This window comes from Roseovarius gaetbuli, assembly GCF_900172365.1.
Lineage (GTDB): Bacteria > Pseudomonadota > Alphaproteobacteria > Rhodobacterales > Rhodobacteraceae > Roseovarius > Roseovarius gaetbuli.
This window is the reverse complement of record NZ_FWFJ01000045.1, coordinates 16,100-32,418: the sequence shown is the minus strand read 5'-3', so window position 1 is coordinate 32,418 and position 16,319 is coordinate 16,100. Positions and strand designations below refer to the sequence as shown.

Sequence of the window (16,319 nt, the reverse complement as noted above, 5' to 3'; positions counted from 1 at the left end):
ACTTCATCAAGGCCAGCGGTCACATACACCGCGCAAACAGGCCGGACAAATGACCGCAACCTGCGACGATCAACATCAGCTCAAATTAACCCTTGCAAAACAGGAGCCGTCCACAAATGGCAGCACCAGAGATCGCACTGATCATGCAAACAAAAAAGGGCAGTCTTTGCGACTGCCCTTTTGCTTTGATTTGACGCTGGCGATCAGGCCAGTGTGCGCACCACTTCTTCGCGCTCGAAAATCTCGATCACGTCGTTGGGGCGGATATCGTCGTAATTCTCGAACGCCATCCCGCATTCCTGACCCGACTGAACCTCGGGCACTTCGTCTTTGAAGCGCTTGAGGGTCTTCAGCGTGCCTTCGTGGATCACGACATCGTCGCGCAAGAGGCGCACACCGGCAGAGCGACGCGCGACGCCTTCGGTGACCAGACAGCCGGCAACCTTGCCAACGCCGGTAACCTTGAAGACCTCTTTGATCTTGGCATAGCCGATGAACTTTTCGCGAATCTCCGCGCCCAAAAGACCCGAAGCCGCGGCTTTCACGTCATCGACGAGATCGTAAATCACGCTGTAATAGCGGATTTCGACACCCTTTTGATTGGCGCTGCTACGCGCGGGCGCGTTGGCGCGAACATTAAAGCCAAAGACCGGTGCGCCCGATGCCTCGGCAAGGCCGATATCGGATTCGGTGATCGCACCAACCCCCGAGTGCAGCACCCGCACGCGGACTTCGTCGTTGCCGATCTTTTCCATCGCCTGAACGATCGCCTCGGCAGAGCCCTGAACGTCGGTTTTGACGACAATCGGCATTTCCTTGACGTTCTCGTCCTGCTTGGCCTTGGCCAACAGTTGCTCAAGCGAGGTGCCCGCACCGACAGCGGCGCGCTTCTCTTTGGCAGCGCTTTCGCGGTATTCCGCGATTTCGCGTGCCTGCGCCTCAGTATCGACCACGTTCAAAACGTCGCCCGCTTCGGGCGTGCCATTCAGACCCAGAACCTCGACCGGAGTCGATGGGCCCGCTTCCTTGACACGTTCGCCACGGTCGTTGATCAGAGCGCGCACCTTGCCGTATTGCTGGCCAACAACAAAGATGTCGCCAAGACGCAATGTGCCCTTCTTGATCAGAACGGTCGCCACGGGGCCACGGCCCACGTCAAGCTGTGCTTCGATCACGGCGCCCTCGGCGGCCCGGTTCGGGTTCACCTTAAGCTCCAGAAGCTCGGCCTGAAGCGCAATCGCCTCAAGCAGCTCGTCAAGGCCCTGACCGGTCACGGCCGACACTTCGACATCCTGCACGTCGCCAGACATCGCCTCGACGATGACTTCGTGCTGCAGAAGATCGGTGCGCACCTTGTCGGGGTTCGCATCGGGTTTGTCGACCTTGTTGATCGCCACGATCATCGGCACCTGAGCCGCCTTGGCGTGGTTGATCGCCTCGATGGTCTGGGGCATCACGGCGTCATCCGCCGCAACCACCAGAACCACGATATCGGTCACCTGGGCACCGCGCGAACGCATGCTGGTGAACGCCGCGTGGCCGGGCGTATCAAGGAAGGTCAGCAACGAGCCACTCTCGGTTGTCACCTGGTAGGCGCCGATATGCTGGGTGATGCCGCCGGCTTCGCCCGCAACAACCTTGGCATTGCGGATCGCATCCAGAAGCGACGTCTTGCCGTGGTCAACGTGACCCATGATGGTGATCACAGGAGCGCGCGGCTCAAGATCCTTGGGATCGTCTTCGATATGCGTGATGACGTCTTCTACATCCGCATCCGAGACCCGCACGACGCGGTGGCCGAATTCTTCCACGATCAGCTCGGCGGTATCGGCATCAATGGTTTCGTTTTGTGACACCATCATGTCGTTTTGCATAAGCGCCTTGATAACGTCGGCAACGCGCTCGGCCATACGGTTGGCAAGCTCGGACACGACGATCGTTTCCGGCAACTGAACGTCGCGGACAACCTTTTCACGCTCGACATTGACGCCCATCGCCTTTTGACGCGCGCGCTCTTGCTTGCGCTTCATCGCGGCCATGGATTTCTGGCGCCCGCCCTCACCGCCCGAAAGCGCCTGATTGAGGGTAAGCTTGCCCGAACGACGGTTGTCATCGCCGCCACGGCCCTTGTTGCGGCGGGCGGGCTGTTCGCGTTCCGGTTCCTTGTTGCGCGGCGCCGGGGTCGATTTGCTTGGCGCCTGACGCGCAGCAACATCGGGCAGGGCATCGGGCTCTGCCGCAGCGGCGGCGGCCTTGATCGCGGCCTGCTCTGATTCGCGCTTCTTGCGCTCGTCTTCTTCGGCCTTGGCGCGGGCTTTTTCCTCGGCTTCGCGCTGTTCGCGTTCCTTGGCTTCGGCCTCTTCGCGGCGGCGCATGCGTTCTTCTTCGCTTGCCTTTTCCTTGGCTTCACGTTCGGCAGCGTCCTGGGACTCGCGCGCCTTGGCGGCGGCAAGTGCCTTCATCCGGCGGTCCATCTCGGCATCCGAGATTCCTGCCGGGCGCTTGCCCGAGCTTGCCGCACCAGAAGGTCGGCCTGCACCACCAGCCGCACCAGCCGTTCCCGCGCCCGGTTTGGGCACGACAACGCGCTTGCGTTTGGTTTCCACCACGACGTTCTTGGTCCGGCCATGGCTGAAGCTCTGCTTCACGTTCCCGGGCCGGGACCCGGCGCCACGCACACCCAAAGGTTTCTTTCCGTCGTTGTCGCTCATATTGCTCTACTTTCCTTTCCGGCGCGCTGTCTCGCCGTCCGAGACGCGCAGACCTTTCAGTCTTGCCGCCTCCTCTACAACAGGTTGCAACAAACCTCCAGCACCCAGTGCAGCATGGATTGTGGTTTGTCGCCCAAAGGCCTGGCCCAGCTCATTCGCCGTCAACCACCCTATGAATGAGCCGCCCTGCGGCGTGCTCAGCTTTGATTTTCCCCGTTCAGAACCATCACTGGCCTGAATAAGAACGCGGGCTTCTTCCTTGCCCAGCATGATCTTGACCTTCTCATAACCCGACACGGCGCGGCCGCCTTTTCGGGCAAGGCTGATCAGGTTGATCACGCGCTTTGCCAAAAGCGCCTCTACAAGATCGGCAAGGTCTTCAGGCACCTGAACCGGCTGTTTGGCGGCACGGGCAAAAAGCCCTTTTGCCGCCGCCTTATCAATGGCCGCACGATCCGCCGAGACCCAGATACCGCGCCCCGGCAGCTTTTCCATCAGGTCAGGGCCAATTTGGCCCTCTGGCCCAACGGCAAAGCGGATCAGCCCATACTTGGGCTGAACCTCGCCTGTGACGATGCACTTGCGTTCTGGACCATCGGTCCGGTCTTTGGGTTGCCCTGCGCGCCCCATGTGTGCCCCCGAGACCTGAAAAATCAGGCCTCGACCTCCTCGTCATCGCCGTCGGCATCATCACCCTCGGGCTCGAGTTCGTCGGGATCAACCCAGCCCAACATGATCCGGGCGGTCATGACCATATTCTGCGCCTCTTCCAATGAGACGTCAAATTTCTCCAGCACGCCTTCGTCTTTGACACGCTCGCCATTCACCGTGGTCCAGCCGCCGGCCAGCTCCCAATCGGCGCAGGTTGCGAAATCTTCGAGCGATTTCACGTCATCCTCGGCCAAGGCCTGAACCATTTGGGGTGTCAGACCGTCAAATTCAATAAGGCTGTCCTCGACGCCAAGCTCGCGCGCTTTTTCAAGCGCAGCCTTGGCCTGACCTTCGATCACGTCGCGGGCACGGGCCTGCAATTCGCTGGCGGTGTCTGCGTCAACGCCATCAATGACCAAAAGCTCGTCAAGATCGACATAGGCGACCTCTTCGAGATTGGTAAAGCCCTCGGACACCAGAAGCTGGGCAAAGAATTCGTCCAGATCGAGGTTTTCCATGAACAAGCCGGTGCGCTCTTCGAATTCTTTCTGACGGCGCTCGCTGTCCTGGGCTTCGGTCATGATGTCGATATCAAGCCCGGTCAGCTGGCTTGCCAGACGCACGTTCTGGCCACGACGGCCAATCGCCAGCGAAAGCTGTTCTTCGGGCACGACAACCTCGATGCGCTGTGCATCCTCGTCGATCACCACTTTGCTGACCTCGGCGGGCTGCAATGCGTTCACAAGGAAGGTCGCCTGATCTTCATTCCAAGGAATGATGTCGATCTTTTCGCCCTGAAGTTCGTTCACGACGGCCTGAACGCGGCTGCCGCGCATACCGACACAGGCGCCGACCGGATCAATCGACCCGTCATAGGAAATCACGGCGATCTTGGCGCGGCTGCCGGGATCGCGGGCAACGGCCTTGATCTCGATGATGCCGTCATAGATTTCCGGCACTTCCATCTTGAACAGTTCGGCCATGAACTGCGGATCGGTGCGGCTCAGGAAAATCTGCGGCCCGCGCTGTTCGCGGCGCACATCCTTGATGTAGCAACGGATACGGTCGTTCGGGCGATAGGCCTCGCGACCGATCTTTTCGTTGCGGCGCAGGATCGCCTCGCCACGGCCCACGTCGACGATGACATTGCCGTATTCTTCGCGCTTGACCTGACCGTTGATGATCGTGCCGATGCGGTCCTTGAATTCCTCGTACTGGCGGTCACGCTCGGCTTCGCGCACCTTTTGCAGGATCACCTGTTTGGCGCTTTGTGCGGCGATGCGGCCCATTTCAACCGGCGGAACCTCTTCGACAAAGGTATCGCCGACCGATGGGTTGTCCATGTACTGCTTGGCCTGTTCGACGGTCATTTCCGCCTGATAATTCTCAACCGCGTCATCCTCGACCACGGTGCGCACACGGGTAAAGGTCGCGCGGCCGGTCTTGCGGTCGATCGCGACGCGAATGTCCATCTCGCTGCCGTAACGGCTCTTGGCGGCGCGCGACAGGGATTCTTCCATCGCTTCGACCACCAGTTCGGGGTCAATCATCTTTTCGCGGGCCACGGCCTCGGCGGTTTGCAACAGCTCAAGCTGGTTGGCAGAGGTGATTGCCATGATCTTAGTCCTCCTCAGAACCGGTATCAGTTTCGGTTTCTATCTCGTCAAATTCGTCTTCGTTGATCACGCCCGCCGCCTTGCGTTGGCGCAGCATTTCCTTGATCAATTCGTCGGTCAGCACAAGCTTGGCATCGGCCAGCCAGTCGAACTCAAGCCCGATGGTGCCTTCTTCGACGTTGATCAGAACCTCGTTGTTCTCGACACCCGCAAGCACGCCCTTGAACCGCTTGCGGCCCTCGATAAGCTCGGATGTCTCGATCTTGGCCTCATAACCCTCGAAGGTCTCGAAATCCTTGAGCCGGGTCAGCGGCCGGTCGATACCGGGGCTCGACACTTCAAGCGTGTAGGGATCGGTGATCGGGTCTTCGACATCCAGAACCGCGCTGACGGCGGTGCTGATCTTGCCGCAATCATCCACTTCGATGCCGCCCTCGGGGCGCTCTGCCATAATCTGAAGCGTGTGGGTCTTGCCGCTCATAAGCCGCACGCGCACAAGCTCATACCCCAGATCCTCGATCACGGGGGTGATGATCTCCGCCATCCGGCGGTCAATCGCAGCTTTGGCAATCAGGTCGTTTGTCATATCGTCCAAGCACAAAAAAACGGGCGCGCGGCCCGTCGAAATTAATCCGGTGGGCTTTCGGAGTGGACCCGAGAGCGCCGCTGTTGAAAGCCATATACGCCCCTTGCCCCGAGTCTGCAAGTCCCGCGTGAAAAGATTCCCGCCCTAGCCGAATTGCGCCTGCCAGCAGGGCAGGACATCGCCCGGCGCGGGGCTTGCCGCATAAATCGCGCGGGCAATCGCGCGCGCCATCGCGGTGGCCGCCGCATGGCCAAGCAACAGCGTCTCGGCAATCGGATCGCCCATCGCCCGCGCACCGGTTGAGGCGGCAAAAATAAGGTCGCCATCCATCGGCGTGTGCGACGGCACAAGGGCACGCGCAAACCCGTCATGCGCGGCGGTGGCAAGGCGGGTGCATTGGGCTTGGGTCAGGGCGGCATCGGTGGCCACGATCCCGATGGTGGTATTGGCATGCTGCGAGAGCTTGGTCAGCGGTAGCGCGGCGGCGTCATAGCGCGGCGCGGGGCCAAACCCGCCGAATTCACCGTCGATCTCGAACGGCGCGGCCCAGAAATGCGGCCCCTCGCCCACGATGGCCGAACCAAGCGCATTAACGGCCACAAGTGCGCCGACCACCGCGCCGGATGGCAACACGACCGAGGCCGAGCCAAGCCCACCCTTGAGCGTTGCCGTGGTGGCGCCCATGCCTGCGCCAAAGCTGCCGATGTGAAACCCCACGGCGGCATTACCAAACGCCTCGGCGCCAAGCGCCTTATAAGGATTCTCGGCCCAATCCTTGGCCCCGCCATTGAGCAGGTCAAACATGATCGCCCCCGGCACGATCGGCACGCGGATATCGCCCACCGCAAAGCCGCGCCCCATGGCGCGCAAGCCGTCCGCCACGCCAGACGCCGCATCAAGCCCAAAGGCCGACCCACCCGAAAGAACAAGCGCATCGACCTGTTCCACGGTCTTGTCAGGCGCCAGCAAATCAGTCTCTCTCGTGCCCGGCGCGCCGCCCATCACATGCACCCCGGCGGTAAAGGGCACATCCCCGAGCAACACCGTGGCGCCGGTCCTGATCTGCGCGTCCTCGGCATTGCCAACGCGCAGCCCCGGCACATCGGTGATAAGGTTGCGTGCTCCGGGGCGCATCACGTCGCCAGCCTCTGAATGTCCCGTGCCGTTCACGCCGCTCATTGCCACTCTCCATTTTGCGGCCAAGCCTAGCGGGAATTGTCTTGATTATGAACTTGATTCAGAGGAAGAGGGATTTGTGCAGGGCGATGGCGTCGCCCCCTCGCGATCCGGGGACAAGCACCACATATCCAAACCGTCCTGAACGCCGGGACCTTTCTTTGAATAGGAGGGTCAAAATGACTTCACGTCCTGAATTTTATCGGTTCCACAATGGCGAAAAGGCCCCGTTGCCTTTTGCTGTCTCTGAATACGAAACGCGGCTTGCGGGCCTGCGCGCCATCATGGCCGAGACCGGCACTGGCGCCGTTGTCTTCACCTCAATGCACAATATCGCCTATTACTCGGGCTTTCTCTATTGCGCGTTCGGGCGGCCCTATGGCCTTGTCGTGACCGAAACCGACTGTGTCACGATTTCGGCGGGCATTGATGCGGGCCAACCCTGGCGCCGCTGTTTTTGCGACAACATCACCTATACCGACTGGCAGCGCGACAATTTCTGGCGCGCCGTGGGGTCGGTTGCGGGCGAAGGCAAGGTTGTCGGATATGAAGGCGACCACCTTACCCTGATGCAGCGCGACAAGCTTGAGGATTTCCTCAAGCCGGTGACCATGGTCGATCTGGCCCCCGCCACCATGCGCCAGCGGATGTCCAAATCCGCAGCCGAGATCGCCCTGATCCGGCAATGTACCCAGGTGGCCGATGTGGGCGGCTATGCGATCCGCGACGCCGTGCGCGAAGGCACCCGCGAAATCGACGTTGCAATGGCGGGCCGTGACGCGATGGAGGTCGAGATCGCCAAGCGCTTTCCCGATGCCGAATACCGCGACAGCTGGGTCTGGTTTCAATCGGGTCTTAACACCGATGGCGCCCATAACCCGGTCACCGCCCGCAAGCTTGAGCGCGGCGATATCCTTAGCCTGAACGCCTTTCCGATGATCTCGGCCTATTACGTGGCGCTGGAACGCACCATGTTCGTCGGCGAAGTCGACGATGCCAGCCTCAATATCTGGCAGGCGAACGTCGCGGCGCATGAATATGGCATGTCCCTGCTCAAGCCCGGCGTAAGCTGTGCCGAGGTCACCCACAAGATCAACGACTTCTTTGAAGAGCGCCAGTTGCTGCAATACCGGACCTTTGGCTATGGCCATTCCTTCGGCATCCTGAGCCATTATTACGGCCGCGAGGCGGGTCTGGAACTGCGCGAGGATATCGACACGGTGCTGGAACCGGGCATGGTGATCTCGATGGAACCGATGCTGACGCTTGGCGCGGATCAACCGGGCGCAGGCGGTTATCGCGAGCATGATATCCTGGTGATCACCGAAGACGGCAATGAAAACATCACCGGCTATCCCTATGGCCCGGATTTCAACGTCGTCGGCTAAATTCCTGGGGGTGCGCGTGATCGCGCGCCCCTTTACCCTTGCCTAGCCAAGCGCGGCGAGGCGCTCGAAAAACCCAAGAACCTCGTCCTCGGTTGCCTTTTCGATGGCCCCATTGTTGACCTCGTCCTGCGTCCAGACCCAGCTTTGCGCCGGATCATCAAGCATCGACTAGGTCGGGAACATGCGCTCTTCAACCATGCGACGCACAAGCGGGCGCATATTGGTGTGGCGGTCATCCCGGTTGATCCGCTCATAAACGGCCTCGACCATCTCTGGCGGGCCCTCCAAAAGCTGAAGGTAAAGATCACCGCGCACGATCAGCGCCCCGGTCACATTGTTGCGGGTATTGCCGCGGCGCGCATCCAGAAGAATCCCCGCCAGCATCGCCTCGTCAAACCCAAAGGGCTGCGACGCATAAATCATTTGCAAAAGCGCCATGGAGTGATCCTTTCGCCTGTCACCCTAGGGGGTCGCAAACACCCTGTCGATCCGGGATTTGTGCCATGGTAAGCGGTGCCATTAGGGCGGTCAGAACTGTAAGGTGTATCGTTGGGCTGTACAGGCTTGCTTTCATCATTTCCGAGGCTGCCAACTAGCAAAAGGCGAAGCAATTTCTCGAATCCTACGAGTTGCCTTTAACAGCTTTTGACCGAATTCATCTTTTTCCGACCAGCGGCCATAAAGTACCAAGTGCGCATTTTTCCAAGCATCTGCGTAACGCTCTGAATTTCCTGATGCTTCAATGTCAATCAACTCTTCTATCGCCATAGCGATATTTGAGCGCGCATTGAACAATTCGATCACATAATCTTTTGTAGCATCATATCCTAAAACTGCGTCCATTCTGATCTGTGTTTCACGCAGAGACGCAAATAATTCGTTAGACTCGCTTACGCGCTCATACCGCTTTTCATAAATGAACTTCTTATCGCGCAAACGGTCTTGAGGGATGGAGCCGAATGGATTTCGCATATGCCTAAATGCGTCCTCTACGCGCCCCGCTAGGACAATCATTTCTTCAGCTAGTTGCGCCCGGCGAGTGTTAGATACGGCCTCTCTGGTGGCTTTAAGCTGCCAGTATGCAATGGCTACGCCTAACCCGACGGCAAATACCATTCCGAGTTGAGCAACAGAAGCAATTCCCTCAAACACATCCGAAGATGTCACCGGCTCAAACCACCATGCAGCGTCGGCACGTCCAGTGACGCAAACCCGTAATGCCGCAGCCACCGCAGATCGGAATCAAAGAACGCGCGCAAATCCGGAATGCCGTATTTCAGCATCGCGATCCGGTCGATCCCCATGCCAAAGGCAAAGCCCTGCCATTCATCGGGGTCGATATTGCCGGCCTGCAAGACCTTCGGATGCACCATCCCGCTTCCCAGAATCTCAAGCCAGTCGTCACCCTCGCCCACCTTGAGCGTGCCACCCTCCCACGAACAACGGATATCGACCTCGGCCGACGGTTCGGTGAACGGGAAATGCGAGGCGCGAAAGCGCAGCTCGACGTCATCGACCTCGAAAAACGCCTTCACGAACTCTTCCAGCACCCATTTGAGGTTGGCCATGCTGATGTCCTTGTCGATCGCCAGACCCTCGATCTGGTGAAACATCGGCGTGTGGGTCTGATCATAATCGGCGCGGTAAACACGGCCGGGCGCGATCACCCGCAAGGGCGCGCCCTGATCCTGCATCGTGCGGATCTGAACCGGGCTCGTATGGGTGCGCAACACATGCGGCGGGCGGTCATCGCCGGGCGCGCGATGGGTGTAAAACGTGTCCATCTCGGCGCGCGCCGGATGATGGCCGGGAATGTTGAGCGCGTCGAAATTGAACCAGTCGCTCTCGACCTGCGGCCCCTCGGCCACGGCAAAACCCATATCGGCGAAAATCGCGGTGACCTCTTCGGTGACCTGGCTCACCGGGTGGATCGTTCCAACCCGACGGTGCCGCGCAGGCAGGGTGACATCCATCCATTCGGCGCGCAGACGCTCGTCAAGGGCGGCATCGGCAAGCCCCTGCTTCTTGGCGGCCAGGGCGCTGTTGATCTCATCCTTGAGCGCGTTAAGCTTGGGCCCGGCAACCTGCCGTTCCTCGGCGCTCATCTTGCCAAGCTCTCGCATCTGAAGGCTGATCTCACCCTTCTTGCCCACGGCCTGAACACGCAAATCCTCTAGCGTGGCCTCATCGGCGGCATTGGCAATCAGGCTGATATATTTGTCTCTGAGATCATCCATCGGTCTTATCCAAATCGTGCGGGTCAATGGCGGGTTACCCCGGCTGGACGTTTAGCGCAAGTGACTGGCATAGCGCGCGGTGAATTCTGCATATCCATTGGCCGTGACACCAAGATGATCACGCATCTGCGCATGCAACATCGGCAGCTTGTGAAACGGCACCTGCGGCAATGTGTGATGCTCGGTGTGATAGGGCATATTCCAGGCCAAAAACCGCACGATCCGGTTGGTAAAGGCGGTGCGCGTGTTCTCGAACATATTGGCGACAAAGGCACAGCGGCCATGTTCCGCCAAAAGATAAAGCCGCAAGAACGGCTGCCCCAGAAGACAGGGCAACAGCCAGACCCACACCAAAACCGGCGTGACCAAAAGACTAAGCGCTGCCAATCCATAAAGCGCCAGCATGACGCGCGCCTCCCGCCTTACCCGCCCCCTTGCGCGTTCGGGCACATAATCGCCCGGATCGCGCCCCATGGCGTTGCCGACAAGCTGCCGGATCATGCCCGCCCAATAAGGCAGGCCTGACACATGGATGAGATAAGCCCTGCGCGTCTCGGGCCAGCCCTCTGACCCAAGCTCGGGGTCCTTGTCCGGAATATTGGTGAACCGATGATGCGCCAGATGGAAATAGCGAAACCACTGGAAGGGCAGCACAAGCAAAAGCCCCGCAATCCGCCCCACCCACTCATTCAACCAAACGGACCGAAACGGCGTCTTATGCGTGGCCTCATGCTCAAGCGTGAACAGAAAACAAATCGCAATTCCCTGCCCCACCAACGCCAGGGGCCACAGACACCAGCCCTGAGTGATCCAAAGACCAAACACCATGATGACCGCCAGATGTCCGGCAAGATGCCAAAGCCCCGGCCCATCCGCAGTCTGATTCAACGCCGCCAACCTGTCAGCAGGCAAAGCCGAGACAAATTCCCTGTGATCCATCCCAAAAGCCTATCAAACCTTCAGGCATAAACCAGCCCCCGGCTTCTTCTTGGTCCAAATACTCATCCCGACCCATCCTGCCCCTTTGAGGGCGCGGGGTGGGCGGGTGGGAGCGCCCTCAAAGGGGCATTTTCGCCCAAACCCTCAGGCGACTTGGCGCGCACCAAACGCCTGCTGGCGCACGCCTTCGGGGGCCTCGCCGTATTTCAGAACAAACCATTTCTTCATCAGCGTGACATTGGAAAACCCGCAGGCCACCGACACCTCGTTCAACGACAAAGCGGTTTGCCCCAACAACCGGCGCGCCCGGTCAAGCCGCAGATCGCGGTAAACATTCAACGGCGTCTGGCGCAAAAGGTCCCGAAACCCGCGTTCAAGCTTGCGCGCGCTCACCCCAAGCAGATCGGCGATCTGCCCGACGCTTAGCGTATCTTCCAGATGCTCAAGCATGATCTGAAGCGCGGCGTTCAACGTTGCATCACCCTGCGCAAGCCGAAGATAGCGCAGATGCTCGCCCGGCGGTGCCTCGCGTCCCGGCTCACTCAGGCCCAGATATCGCGACAGGCTGGCGCGGGTAAACTCGCCATCGCGCGCGCCCACAAGCTCGACCATCATCCACACGGCGGCGGCGGGGCTGACGGCGCTGCTCAGCGCCTTGTGATGACAGGTGGTCTGATCGCTAAACTCGATCCGAGGGCTCGATTCCTGCACACCGGCGCGAAAATCAGGATGCACCGCCAATTGACGCGCGCCCAGAACGCCGGCGGCCAGCGGCACAAAGACGGCCGACCCCACAAGACAAAGCCGCGCGGCATTGCGGATCGCCCGGCGCAAATCGGCAAGATCATCGGTGACTGGCCGCCAGGCCGTCTCGATTCCGCCCACAAGCACAAGCGTCTGCTCCGGGCCACAGCCATCGATCTGTGCAAGGCCGCGCGCGCCGCAGACATGATCCCAGGTATAGCTCTCGCGCCCCAAAAGCCGGTTGGCAGAGCGCAGCACGTCGATACAGGCCTCGGCGGCAAAGGCCATGTCCTGACCTTGCGACACGAACAGAAAATCACCCGAGAGACTACGCCTTGCGTGGATCGGCGCGGTGGCCTCGGCGCGATCAGGTGTCAGCGTTTCAATATACATGGTGACCTTCCTTTCCTGTCTTGCGTGTCATTTGCCCCGCGACCCGTCAGGCGATATTGCTCAACGAGGTTTCGATCGCATGCAGGAACGAACCCGCAGAAGAGCTGCCCGACATCAGGCGATACGCGTCATCCCCGGTGCGGATGATAAGCGTGCCAAGATGCTCCATCATGGTGCGGGCACTATCGCCGACCGCAAAGGCATCGGGATGCAGATCAATCGGGCAAATCCGCTCCAGCGCGCGGCGCGCATTCGGCCCCGAAAGATCAAGCGCGGCCCAAACATCGGTCTGATCGGTGGTATAGGCGGCGCCCTTGAGGCGCGCGGCCACCACCCGTTCGGCGTCGGGCGTGGGATGGGTGAAAATCACAAAGGCGAGATCACTGCCGAGGCGGACAATCCGGGCGCCATCCTTGGCAAGGCTCGATTTGCCGACCTCGGGCAAGGCCACGCCAAAGGCCGTCTTGATCGCCTTTTCGGCAGCTTTTTCCGCGCCAAGCGGCAGGGCAACCGACACGACCGCAAGGTCGGCAGGCGCCACAAGGCGGGTGTCCACGATGGTGATATCAGTGCCCGCAAGCGGGGCGGCGGGGGTCAGACTATACTCAGGCACGAAGACGATCTCCTGCTGGATCAATGAAATGCGCCGAGACGATCTCGACCTCCATTTCGGTTCCGTGAACCGGGCTTACGGCGCGCACGATCTCGCCCATGCGGGTATCGCCGTTCTTGATGAACCCAAGGCCAACGGAATGCTCAAGGCTTGGCGAATAGGCCACCGACGACATCCAGCCCTGATCGTTATCCATGCTCGCCGCATCGCCCTTGGTGATGAAATGCGACCCGGCAATCAAGCCGCGCTCACGATCCACCGGGCGGAACCCGACCAGCTTTACAGCATCCTCACGCAGCATCTCTGGGCGCTGCGTGAGCACGTTGCCGATGCACTCCTTGGTCTGGCTGACCATCTTGCCCATGCCAAGGTTATGCGCAGTGGTCTGACCGTTTAGTTCGTTGCCCGCCGCATGCCCTTTTTCGATCCGCATCACGCCAAGCGCCTCGGTGCCATAGGGCGTGGCGTCAAACTCTTGCCCCGCCTGCATCAACACATCCATCATTGCATTGCCGTAACGCGCAGGCACCGCCACCTCATAGGCAAGCTCGCCCGAGAACGAGATCCGGAAAAGCCGCGCCGGGGTGCCGTTGCAAACCGTGACCTCGCCGCAGGCCATGAAGGGAAACGCCTCGTTCGAGAGATCATGCGCCTCGTCCACCACCTTGCGCAAAAGGTTGCGCGCATTGGGCCCGGCAACGGCAAACTGTGCCCAGCCATCGGTGGTCGAGATAAGGTGCACATCCATATCCGGCCAGAGACACTGGCGCGCGAATTCAAGTCGGCGGAACACCAGAACCGCATTGGCGGTGGTGGTGGTCATCACAAAGTGGTTCTCCGACATCCGCGCGGTGGTGCCATCGTCATAGGCAATCCCATCCTCGCGCAGCATCAGCCCATAGCGCACCCGGCCCACGGCCAGCTTGGCAAAGCCATTGGCATAGACCTTGTTGAGAAATGCGGCGGCATCCTTGCCCTGCACATCGATCTTGCCAAGGGTGGTCACATCACAGATGCCAACCGACTTGCGGGTCGCCAGAACCTCGCGATCCACCGAATCGCGCCAGCCCGTCTCACCGGGCCGCGCAAACCACTGCGCCCGGAGCCAGTTGCCGACCTCGACAAAGGTCGCGCCGTTTTCCTTGGCCCAGACATGACTTGGCGTCAGGCGATAGGGCCGGAAATCGCGACCGCGCGAGCGACCGCCAAGGGCGCCAATCGGCACTGGCGTATAAGGCGGGCGGAAAATCGTGGTGCCGGTTTCCGGGATCGTCTTGCCTGTGCATTCCGCCATGATCGCCAGCGCCGGGATATTCGCGGTCTTGCCCTGATCGGTGGCCATGCCAAGCGTGGTATAACGCTTGAGATGCTCAACCGAGCGAAAGCCTTCGCGATGCGATTGCTTGACGTCCTTGACCGTCACGTCGTTCTGAAGATCAAGCCAGCCGCGCTTGGTGCTTTCGCGCACATGCCAGTAGGGCACGCAATCGCACGGCTCGTCCTCGGCGCGGGGCAGGTCGGCTTTGCCGGGTTTATACCCAAGCGCCTCGATCTGGGCATTGGCGACGCTTTGGCCCTCGGCAAGGGCCGCGGCCAGCGTCATCGCACCATTTGCGGCGCCCGCGACGGCCATCCCCGGCGGAAGATCACGCCCCGGCACAAAGGCCGAGATATCATCGCGCCATGTCGGGCGACCGCGTTGGTGACAGGTCAGATGTACATTCGGGTTCCAGCCGCCAGAGACCGCAAGGCAATCAACCGGGATCACCTGGCCATCGGTCAGAGTGACCGATTTCAGGCCCTTGCGCCCGACCGTATCAACCACGCCCGCATTGCGGATATGGCGCGCGCCGGGCACGTCGCAAACCGCAGCCGCGTCGCGCACGTCGATGATCGCGGGCACATGCACGCCCTTAGCCACAAGATCGGCGGCCGTGCGCCAGCCGTCATCGTTGTTGGTAAACACCGCAACCTGCTGACCGGGTGTCACGCCATAGCGGTTGGCATAAGAGCGCACCGAACCGGCCAGCATCACGCCGGGGCGGTCGTTATTGCCAAAAGCAATCGGGCGTTCGGTGGCCCCCGCCGACAGAACCGCGCGTTTGGATGTCACCCGCCACAGGATTTGCCGGGGCTTGCCGTCCGAGCTTGCCAGGTGGTCGGTGCAGCGCTCAAGCGCGCCGTAAACGCCGTGATCATAGGCGCCATACACCGTGGTGCGTGCCATCAGGCGCACGTTATCCATCGCCGCCAGTTCGACCAGCGCCTCTTTGGCCCAATCGGCGCCGGCCATGCCGCCGACCTCAAGCGTCTCAGAGTTGAGCCGCCCGCCAAGGGTGAAATCCTCGTCCGCCAGAATGACCCGCGCCCCTGCGCGCCCTGCCGTGAGCGCCGCCATGAGACCCGTCGGCCCGGCCCCGATCACAAGCAGATCGCAATGCAGATAACCCTTGTCATAGACATCGGGATCTTCCTGCATCGACAGACGGCCAAGGCCGGCCGATTTGCGGATGATCGGCTCGTAGAGCTTTTCCCAGAAGGCACGCGGCCACATGAATGTCTTGTAATAAAACCCCGCCGAGAGGAACGGCGACATGAAATCCGTCACCGCCATCATGTCATGTTCAAGCGATCCGCGATGGTTCTGGCTTTTGGCGTGCAGCCCGTCGAAAAGCTCGGTTACCGTGGCGCGCGTGTTGGGTTCTTGATGGGCGCCATTGCGCAGCTCAACCAGCGCATTCGGCTCTTCCGAACCGGCGGTGAAAATCCCGCGCGGGCGGTGGTACTTGAACGACCGCCCCACCAGACGCTGACCATTGGCCAAAAGCGCCGAGGCCAGCGTATCGCCGGGATGGCCACGCATCCACTTGCCGTTGAAGGTGAATTTGACCTCTTGCGCGCGGTCGATCTGGCCGCCGCTGATCCGGTTGATCTGGCTCATTTGCTGCGCCCCTTTGCCCGGGCCACATCGCGGGCCATCTCGACAGACGTGATTTCATGGGTGGTGGTGTCGCGTGTCACCACGAGCCAAGAGCGGTCGCCCTGTTCGTGATACCAAAGCTCGGCATGCTTGCCCGCCGGATTGTCACGCAGATAGCCGTATTCATGGAACGCCTCGGCGGCATCGCTCGCCTGCCAGTCGGGGCGCTCGATCAGGGAGGCATCGCCGAGATAGACGAATTCGGCAGCATCGCGGGGGCCAAGAAGGGGGTGATTGATGATCATGCGTCCGTGCCCTTTGTCAGCGGTTGGACTTGAGTATTTT

At 60.6% G+C, this 16,319-nt stretch carries 15 protein-coding genes; 1 reads left to right on the top strand and 14 read right to left on the bottom strand.

Translation table 11 applies throughout. The features are described from left to right. Window positions 1–203: 203 nt before the first annotated feature. The 5 genes from infB to ROG8370_RS16690 all read right to left on the bottom strand — a co-directional run bounded on the left by infB (window position 204) and on the right by ROG8370_RS16690 (window position 6,698). Entirely contained in the window at window positions 204–2,711 is a 2,508-nt protein-coding gene (gene infB / locus ROG8370_RS16710) for a translation initiation factor IF-2 (protein ID WP_085828307.1), read from the bottom strand. Window positions 2,712–2,717: 6 nt separating this feature from the next. After that, a complete protein-coding gene (locus ROG8370_RS16705; RefSeq protein WP_073196566.1) occupies window positions 2,718–3,341 on the bottom strand; it encodes an RNA-binding protein in 624 nt (207 codons plus the stop codon). A gap of 23 nt (window positions 3,342–3,364) precedes the next feature. Beyond that, complete coding sequence (gene nusA, locus ROG8370_RS16700) at window positions 3,365–4,978, bottom strand: transcription termination factor NusA (protein ID WP_085828306.1); 1,614 nt, start codon at window positions 4,976–4,978, stop codon at window positions 3,365–3,367. A gap of 4 nt (window positions 4,979–4,982) precedes the next feature. After that, window positions 4,983–5,564 (bottom strand): ribosome maturation factor RimP, encoded by a 582-nt coding sequence (rimP, locus tag ROG8370_RS16695; RefSeq protein WP_085828310.1) that lies wholly within the window; start codon window positions 5,562–5,564, stop codon window positions 4,983–4,985. A 144-nt stretch (window positions 5,565–5,708) separates the two neighbouring features. After that, window positions 5,709–6,698, bottom strand: a complete 990-nt coding sequence (locus ROG8370_RS16690) for a P1 family peptidase (RefSeq protein WP_085828309.1) — start codon at window positions 6,696–6,698, stop codon at window positions 5,709–5,711. Window positions 6,699–6,919: 221 nt separating this feature from the next. On the opposite strand from ROG8370_RS16690, the gene ROG8370_RS16685 reads away from it, so the two are divergent. Next, on the top strand, window positions 6,920–8,128 hold the full coding sequence (locus ROG8370_RS16685) for an aminopeptidase P family protein (protein ID WP_085828305.1): 1,209 nt from the start codon (window positions 6,920–6,922) through the stop codon (window positions 8,126–8,128). Window positions 8,129–8,170: 42 nt separating this feature from the next. Here ROG8370_RS16685 and ROG8370_RS21285 read toward each other — a convergent pair whose 3' ends face one another. The 9 genes from ROG8370_RS21285 to ROG8370_RS16645 form a co-directional block, all read right to left on the bottom strand. Further along, a complete protein-coding gene (locus ROG8370_RS21285; protein ID WP_281252709.1) occupies window positions 8,171–8,293 on the bottom strand; it encodes a hypothetical protein in 123 nt (40 codons plus the stop codon). A 3-nt stretch (window positions 8,294–8,296) separates the two neighbouring features. Continuing rightward, the gene (locus tag ROG8370_RS16680; RefSeq protein WP_245827459.1) at window positions 8,297–8,566 is read right to left on the bottom strand and encodes a BLUF domain-containing protein; all 270 of its coding nucleotides are present in this window, start codon (window positions 8,564–8,566) and stop codon (window positions 8,297–8,299) included. A gap of 135 nt (window positions 8,567–8,701) precedes the next feature. Continuing rightward, a complete protein-coding gene (locus ROG8370_RS16675) occupies window positions 8,702–9,295 on the bottom strand; it encodes a hypothetical protein (protein WP_139838196.1) in 594 nt (197 codons plus the stop codon). Further along, window positions 9,292–10,365: a phenylalanine--tRNA ligase subunit alpha gene (pheS, locus tag ROG8370_RS16670; RefSeq protein ID WP_085828303.1), complete on the bottom strand. Its 1,074-nt coding sequence runs from the start codon at window positions 10,363–10,365 to the stop codon at window positions 9,292–9,294. Before pheS ends, ROG8370_RS16675 begins: the two co-directional genes overlap by 4 nt. Before the next feature lie 51 nt (window positions 10,366–10,416). Then, window positions 10,417–11,253, bottom strand: coding sequence for a fatty acid desaturase (locus ROG8370_RS16665; RefSeq protein WP_245827457.1), 837 nt, complete (start codon window positions 11,251–11,253; stop codon window positions 10,417–10,419). Window positions 11,254–11,448: 195 nt separating this feature from the next. Continuing rightward, entirely contained in the window at window positions 11,449–12,441 is a 993-nt protein-coding gene (locus tag ROG8370_RS16660; RefSeq protein WP_085828301.1) for a helix-turn-helix domain-containing protein, read from the bottom strand. A gap of 46 nt (window positions 12,442–12,487) precedes the next feature. Further along, a complete protein-coding gene (locus ROG8370_RS16655) occupies window positions 12,488–13,054 on the bottom strand; it encodes a sarcosine oxidase subunit gamma (RefSeq protein ID WP_085828308.1) in 567 nt (188 codons plus the stop codon). Next, window positions 13,047–15,995, bottom strand: coding sequence for a sarcosine oxidase subunit alpha family protein (locus tag ROG8370_RS16650; RefSeq protein ID WP_085828300.1), 2,949 nt, complete (start codon window positions 15,993–15,995; stop codon window positions 13,047–13,049). Before ROG8370_RS16650 ends, ROG8370_RS16655 begins: the two co-directional genes overlap by 8 nt. Beyond that, window positions 15,992–16,279, bottom strand: a complete 288-nt coding sequence (locus ROG8370_RS16645) for a sarcosine oxidase subunit delta (RefSeq protein WP_085828299.1) — start codon at window positions 16,277–16,279, stop codon at window positions 15,992–15,994. Before ROG8370_RS16645 ends, ROG8370_RS16650 begins: the two co-directional genes overlap by 4 nt. Window positions 16,280–16,319: the final 40 nt, after the last annotated feature.

What these genes read in the sequence shown, in the direction of transcription:
- ROG8370_RS16690 (WP_085828309.1), bottom strand. Translation starts at nt 6,698, where the DNA reads ATGCGCCCCGGAGCACGCAACCTTATCACCGATGTGCCGGGGCTGCGC.
- ROG8370_RS16660 (WP_085828301.1), bottom strand. Translation starts at nt 12,441, where the DNA reads ATGTATATTGAAACGCTGACACCTGATCGCGCCGAGGCCACCGCGCCG.
- ROG8370_RS16680 (WP_245827459.1), bottom strand. Translation starts at nt 8,566, where the DNA reads ATGGCGCTTTTGCAAATGATTTATGCGTCGCAGCCCTTTGGGTTTGAC.
- ROG8370_RS16650 (WP_085828300.1), bottom strand. Translation starts at nt 15,995, where the DNA reads ATGAGCCAGATCAACCGGATCAGCGGCGGCCAGATCGACCGCGCGCAA.
- ROG8370_RS16685 (WP_085828305.1), top strand. Translation starts at nt 6,920, where the DNA reads ATGACTTCACGTCCTGAATTTTATCGGTTCCACAATGGCGAAAAGGCC.
- nusA (WP_085828306.1), bottom strand. Translation starts at nt 4,978, where the DNA reads ATGGCAATCACCTCTGCCAACCAGCTTGAGCTGTTGCAAACCGCCGAG.
- pheS (WP_085828303.1), bottom strand. Translation starts at nt 10,365, where the DNA reads ATGGATGATCTCAGAGACAAATATATCAGCCTGATTGCCAATGCCGCC.
- ROG8370_RS21285 (WP_281252709.1), bottom strand. Translation starts at nt 8,293, where the DNA reads ATGCTTGATGATCCGGCGCAAAGCTGGGTCTGGACGCAGGACGAGGTC.
- rimP (WP_085828310.1), bottom strand. Translation starts at nt 5,564, where the DNA reads ATGACAAACGACCTGATTGCCAAAGCTGCGATTGACCGCCGGATGGCG.
- ROG8370_RS16705 (WP_073196566.1), bottom strand. Translation starts at nt 3,341, where the DNA reads ATGGGGCGCGCAGGGCAACCCAAAGACCGGACCGATGGTCCAGAACGC.
- infB (WP_085828307.1), bottom strand. Translation starts at nt 2,711, where the DNA reads ATGAGCGACAACGACGGAAAGAAACCTTTGGGTGTGCGTGGCGCCGGG.
- ROG8370_RS16645 (WP_085828299.1), bottom strand. Translation starts at nt 16,279, where the DNA reads ATGATCATCAATCACCCCCTTCTTGGCCCCCGCGATGCTGCCGAATTC.